Source organism: Rhizobium alarense (genome assembly GCF_021555155.1).
GTDB classification, from domain to species: domain Bacteria; phylum Pseudomonadota; class Alphaproteobacteria; order Rhizobiales; family Rhizobiaceae; genus Rhizobium_D; species Rhizobium_D alarense.
The window spans coordinates 1-6,768 of record NZ_JAKGBU010000144.1 but is presented as its reverse complement, the minus strand read 5'-3'; the positions used below and the strand labels follow the sequence as shown (position 1 = coordinate 6,768).

At 65.3% G+C, this 6,768-nt stretch carries 2 protein-coding genes and 1 pseudogene; 1 reads left to right on the top strand and 2 read right to left on the bottom strand.

Features of this window, described 5'->3' with window-relative positions; all coding sequences use genetic code 11:
* Both LXM94_RS25125 and gltB read right to left on the bottom strand, forming a co-directional pair.
* A partial coding sequence (locus LXM94_RS25125) for a glutamate synthase subunit beta (protein WP_235774531.1) occupies positions 1-1,214 on the bottom strand: 1,214 nt, incomplete at its 3' end.
* Between the two features lie 184 nt (positions 1,215-1,398).
* A complete protein-coding gene (gene gltB, locus LXM94_RS25120) occupies positions 1,399-6,123 on the bottom strand; it encodes a glutamate synthase large subunit (protein WP_235774529.1) in 4,725 nt (1,574 codons plus the stop codon).
* A 533-nt stretch (positions 6,124-6,656) separates the two neighbouring features.
* Between gltB and LXM94_RS25115 the strand changes: the two are divergent.
* Positions 6,657-6,768, top strand: a pseudogene (locus LXM94_RS25115) (low specificity L-threonine aldolase); the annotation flags it as partial.

Here is a 6,768-nt window from a genome sequence, read left to right as displayed (position 1 = left end):
CCGCGGAAGCCGATCGCGATGAAGGCGAGATCGGCCTTGATGACGAACTCGGTACCGGCGATCGGCTTGCGCCGATCGTCCACCTGGCAGCACTTCACGCCCGTGAGCACGCCGTCCTCGCCGACGAATTCGAGCGTGCCGACCTGGAACTCGCGCACGGCGCCCTCGGCCTGCGAGGAGGAGGTGCGCATCTTCGTCGCCCAGAACGGCCAGACGGCGAGCTTGTCCTCCTTCTCCGGCGGCTGCGGCCGGATGTCGAGCTGGGTGACCTTGACGGCGCCCTGGCGGAAGGCCGTGCCGACGCAGTCGGACGCCGTGTCGCCGCCGCCGACGACGACCACGTGCTTGCCGCCGGCCAGAATCGGATCCGACGGCCAGCCGACGCTGTCGATATTTTCCCGGCCGATGCGGCGGTTCTGCTGGACGAGATAGGGCATCGCGTCGTGCACGCCGGCGAAATCCACGCCCGGAATGCCCGCGTCGCGCGGCGTCTCGGAGCCGCCGCAGTAAACCGCGGCATCATGCTCGGCGAGCAGCGCATCGACCGGCAGGTCGACACCGACATTGACGCCGTAGTGGAAGGTCACCCCTTCCCCCTTCATCTGCTCGACGCGGCGATCGATGAAGTTCTTCTCCATCTTGAAATCCGGGATGCCATAGCGCAGCAGGCCGCCGGCCTTCGATTCACGCTCGAAGACGTGGACCTCGTGCCCGGCGCGCGCGAGCTGCTGTGCGGCCGCCATGCCGGCCGGTCCGGAGCCGATCACCGCCACCTTCTTGCCGGTCTTGACCGTCGCGGGCTGCGGCACGATATAGCCCATCTCGTAGGCCTTGTCGGCAATCGCCTGCTCGACGGTCTTGATGGCGACCGGCGCGTCCTCGAGGTTCAGCGTGCAGGCCTCCTCGCAGGGCGCCGGGCAGACGCGGCCGGTGAACTCCGGGAAGTTGTTGGTCGAATGCAGGTTGCGGATCGCCTCGTCCCAGTTGTTGTTGTAGATGAGATCATTCCAGTCGGGGATCTGGTTGTGGATCGGACACCCCGTCGGGCCGTGGCAATAGGGAATGCCGCAGTCCATGCAGCGCGCGGCCTGCTTCTGGACCTCCTGATCCGACATCGGGATCGTGAATTCGCGAAAATGGCGAATACGGTCGGAAGCCGGCTGGTACTTCGCCACCTGCCGGTCGATCTCGAGAAAACCTGTAACCTTGCCCACTTCAAAAGTCCTCACGTCAAAGCGGAGCGCCTGCCGGGCCCCAGTACCGGTAGGCAGCCCCCGCCACCAATCCCAGTACGATGAATTCGATGCTGATCTCGCCGTTGACCAACGGCCGCGATTCCGGGGATCCGCGACCGCGACACCGGGCAAAACCCGCCGGTGACGGTTTACGAACCGCCGCCTATTCGGCAGCGATCCCCATCCTCATGCGCTCCATCTCTTCGAGCGCGCGGCGGTACTCGACCGGCATGACCTTGCGGAATTTCGGCCGATACTCGGCCCATTGGTCGAGGATCTCCTTGGCCCGCGGCGAACCCGTATAGTGCAGGTGGTTGGAGACGAGCTGGTAGAGGCGCTCCTCATCGTGGCGCGTCATGTCCTCTGAGACGTCGACGCGCCCCTTGTGCATGAGGTCGCCGCCGTGGTGGTGCAGCTTCTCCAGCATGTCGTCCTCCTCCGGCACCGGCTCGAGCTCGACCATCGCCATGTTGCAGCGGCGGGCGAAATCGCCTTCTTCATCGAGCACATAGGCGACGCCGCCCGACATGCCGGCGGCGAAATTGCGGCCCGTCTGGCCGATGACGACGACGACACCGCCGGTCATGTATTCGCAGCCGTGGTCGCCCACGCCCTCCACGACGGCGATCGCGCCGGAGTTGCGCACCGCGAAACGCTCGCCGGCAACCCCGTTGAAGTAGCATTCGCCGGCGATCGCGCCGTAGAGCACGGTGTTTCCGACGATGATCGACTCGTGCGCCACCGTCCTGCTTTCCGTCGGCGGGCGCACGACGATGCGGCCACCCGACAGGCCCTTGCCGACATAGTCGTTGCCCGCCCCGATCAGATCAAACGTGACGCCGCGCGCGAGGAACGCGCCGAAGGACTGGCCGGCCGTGCCGCGCAGCGTGACGGCGATGGTGTCGTCCTTGAGACCCTTGAAGCCATAGCGCTTGGCGACCGCCCCCGACAGCATCGCGCCCGCCGATCTGTCGACATTCTTGATCTCGACCTCGATGGCGACCGGCGTCTTCGTTTCGAGCGCCGGCTTCGCCCGTTCGATCAGCCCGCGGTCGAGGATGTCGTGGATCGGGTGGTTCTGACGCTCGGTCCAGTAGGTCGCCTCCTTCGGTGCATCGACCTTGTGGAAGATGCGGCTGAAATCGAGGCCGTTCGCCTTCCAGTGCGAGATCATGCCTTCCTTTTCGAGCAGTTCGGACGCGCCGATGATCTCGTTCAGCGAGCGCACGCCGAGCGAGGCCAGGATTTCGCGCACCTCTTCCGCCACGAAGAAGAAGTAGTTGATCACATGCTCCGGCGCGCCCTTGAAGCGCTTGCGCAGAACCGGATCCTGCGTCGCCACGCCGACCGGACAGGTGTTGAGGTGGCACTTGCGCATCATGATGCAGCCGGCGGCGATCAGCGGCGCGGTCGCGAAGCCGAATTCGTCGGCGCCGAGCAGCGCCCCGACGATCACGTCCCGTCCCGTCTTCAGACCACCATCGACCTGCAGCGCCACGCGGGAGCGAAGCCCGTTGAGCACGAGGGTCTGGTGCGTCTCGGCAAGGCCGATCTCCCAGGGGCTGCCGGCATGCTTCAGCGAGGTGAGCGGCGAGGCGCCGGTCCCGCCGTCGAAACCGGCGACCGTGATGTGGTCGGCGCGTGCCTTGGCAACGCCGGCCGCAACCGTGCCGACGCCGACCTCCGAGACGAGCTTGACCGAGACGTCCGCCTCCGGATTGACGTTCTTGAGGTCGTAGATGAGCTGCGCCAAGTCCTCGATCGAATAGATGTCGTGGTGCGGCGGCGGCGAGATGAGGCCGACGCCCGGCGTGGAATGCCGGGTCTTGGCGACCGTCGCATCCACCTTGTGGCCCGGCAGCTGGCCGCCCTCGCCGGGCTTGGCGCCCTGCGCGACCTTGATCTGCAGCATGTCCGCATTGACGAGATATTCGGTCGTGACGCCGAACCGGCCCGAGGCAACCTGCTTGATCGCCGAACGTTCGGGGTTCATCGAACCGTCCGGCAGCGGCAGGTAGCGGTCGGCCTCCTCACCGCCTTCGCCGGTGTTCGACTTGCCGCCGATCCGGTTCATCGCGATGGCAAGCGTCGTGTGCGCCTCGCGGCTGATCGAGCCGAAGGACATGGCGCCCGTCGAGAAGCGCTTGACGATGTCGGAGGCGGGCTCCACCTCGTCGAGCGGCACCGGCGTGCGGCCGGCGGCCGCGGCATCCTTGATGGAGAACAGGCCGCGAATCGTGTTCATGCGCAGTGACGAGGCATTCACCAGATCGGCGAACTCCTTGTAGCGGTCGGCGGCATTGCCGCGCACCGCATGCTGCAGCGAGGCGACGACGTCCGGGGTCCAGGCATGGCCCTCGCCGCGCATGCGGTAGGCATATTCGCCGCCGATCTCGAGTGTGTTGGCGAGCAGCGGGTCGCGGCCGAAGGCCGCCTGGTGGCGGGCATAGGTTTCCGTCGCGATCTCCTCGAGCCCGATGCCTTCGATGGTGGTCGCCGTGCCGAAGAAATACCTGTCCACCAGTTCGGACGACAGGCCGATGGCGTCGAAAATCTGTGCGCCGCAATAGGACTGGTAGGTCGAAATGCCCATCTTGGACATGACCTTCAAAATGCCCTTGCCGATTGCCTTGATGTAGCGATAGACGACCTCGCCCGCATCGACCTCCTTCGGAAACTCGCCGCGCTTGTGCATGTCGGTGAGCGTATCGAAGGCGAGATAGGGGTTGATGGCCTCCGCCCCGTAGCCCGCAAGCAGGCAGAAGTGGTGCACCTCGCGCGGTTCGCCGGATTCGACGACGAGGCCGACCGAGGTGCGCAGCCCCTTGCGGATCAGGTGGTGGTGCACGGCGGCCGTCGCGAGCAGCGCCGGGATTGCCACGCGGTCCGGGCCGATCTGCCGGTCGGAAAGCACGATGATGTTGTAGCCGCCCTTGACCGCCGCTTCCGCGCGCTCGCAGAGCCGCTCCAGGATCTCGGGCAGGCCTTCCGCACCGCGCGAGACGTCATAGGTGAAATCGAGCGTCTTCGTGTCGAAGCGGTCCTCGGTATGACCGATCGAGCGAATCTTCTCGAGATCGCCGTTCGTCAGGATCGGCTGGCGTACCTCCATGCGCTTGGCGTTCGCCGCCCCCTCGTGGTCGAGGATGTTCGGGCGCGGCCCGATGAACGAGACAAGGCTCATGACGAGTTCCTCGCGGATCGGATCGATCGGCGGGTTCGTCACCTGGGCGAAGTTCTGCTTGAAATAGGTGTAGAGCAGCTTCGGCTTGTCCGACATCGCCGAAATCGGCGTATCGGTGCCCATGGAGCCGATCGCCTCCTGCCCCGTCGTCGCCATCGGCGACATCAAAAGCTTGGTATCCTCCAGCGTGTAGCCGAAGGCCTGCTGCCGGTCGAGCAGCGACACGTCGCGGCGCAGCGCCCGCGGCTCGACGGGCCGCAGGTCCTCGAGGATCAGCTGCGTGCGGTCGAGCCACTGGCGATAGGGATGCTTCGAGGCGAGCGAAGACTTCACCTCCTCGTCGGAGATGATGCGGCCTTGCTCCATGTCGATGAGCAGCATCTTGCCCGGCTGTAGCCGCCACTTCTTGACGATGCTCTCGTCCTTGACCGGCAGGGTGCCGGCCTCGGAGGCGAGGATGACACGATCGTCGTCGGTGACCAGGTAGCGCGCCGGACGCAGCCCGTTGCGGTCGAGCGTCGCGCCGATCTGCCGGCCGTCGGTGAAGGCGACGGCCGCCGGTCCGTCCCACGGCTCCATCAGCGCGGCGTGATATTCGTAGAAGGCCTTGCGTTCCGGCGTCATGAGCTGGTTGCCGGCCCAGGCCTCGGGGATCAGCATCATGACGGCATGCGCCATGGAATAACCGCCGCGGACAAGGAACTCGAGCGCGTTGTCGAAGCAGGCGGTGTCCGACTGCCCCTCATAGGAGATCGGCCAGAGCTTCGAGATGTCGTCACCGAAGAGCGGCGAGGAAACCGACGCCTGGCGCGCCGCCATCCAGTTGACGTTGCCGCGCAGCGTGTTGATCTCGCCGTTGTGGGCGACCATGCGGTAGGGATGCGCGAGCTTCCACGACGGGAAGGTGTTGGTCGAAAACCGCTGGTGCACGAGCGCCACCGCGCTCTCGAAGCGCGGATCGGCGAGGTCCTTGTAATAGGCGCCCACCTGATAGGCGAGGAACATGCCCTTGTAGACGATCGTCGAGGATGACAGCGACACCGGGTAAAAGCCGCTCTCTTCGCCCTTGTATTCGTCGTAGATGCGGTTGGAGATCACCTTGCGCAGCGTGAAGAGCCGGCGTTCGAATTCGCCGTTCGTCGCCGCCTCGCCGCCGGCACCGATGAACACCTGGACATGGCGCGGTTCGGTCGCCGCAATCTCCGGCGCCTTCGACAGCGACGAGTTGTCGACCGGCACGTCGCGGAATCCGAGCAGGACCTGCCCCTCCTCGGCGACAACGTCGGCGATCACCGTCTTGAAATGCGCCACGAGCTTTTCATCCTGCGGCATGAAGATGTGGCCGACGGCATATTCGCCCGCCTGCGGCAGGGAAACGCCCTGTCCGGCCATCTCCTCGCGAAAGAAGCGGTCGGGAATCTGCACGAGGATGCCGGCGCCATCGCCCATCAGCGGGTCCGCGCCGACGGCGCCGCGATGCGTCAGGTTCTCGAGCATGAAGAGCCCGTCCTTGACGATCTGGTGCGACTTGACGCCCTTCAGATGGGCGACGAAGCCGACGCCACAGGCGTCGTGCTCGTTGCGCGGGTCGTAAAGGCCCTGTTTGCGCGGCAGGCCGGAACGGAAGGCGGGCGTCGTGGCCTTGGCGGCGGCATGCTGCTCAAGCCCGTGACCGATCATTTCGGATGGCGTCATCTCCGTCATCGTCGTCCCTCCTGTCGTGCCCGGCCTCATGCGGGCAGCCGTGTCGCCCGCGTGCCGGCCGGTTGCTCTTTCGCAATCCAGCCACGCGGGCGTTATCGTTGCATGAACCCGATCCGGTCGCAAACCAAAGCGCCTCCCGGCCGGGTAGAAACTGTCGGTGACCGTCTTGCCGCCATCGGCACCCGAACCCGTCGGATGCCGTGCGGCATGCCGGGATCGCGTGCAGATCCACGGCGGCTCGGTCAGCAGACCGAAATAGGACAGCAAGACTGTCCTATTTCGTAGGTTCTATGCCAGAAAGCCGCCGCGATCGCAAGGGCAATATCGAAAATTCTTGAGCGGAAAGGACGGAAGATTGCGGGGTCCCCCCCCACCAAGAGAAAGAATATTACCGGTTCGCGACACAATTCGTACGGAGATTTCAAAAACCGCGTTTCGCATGCCGTTAAACACGCCCGGCGTTGATCGCCATATTTTCTCCATTATGGTCTCGGCGAACCAATCAAGGAGCGGGACATTTCCCGGACATCGACATGCATTTTGCCTCCGACAACTGGGCGGGCGCGCATCCGCGCATTGCCGCAAGCCTCGTCCAGGCCGCCGGCGGCTACGCCTCCGCCTACGGCACGAGCGACCTTGACCGCA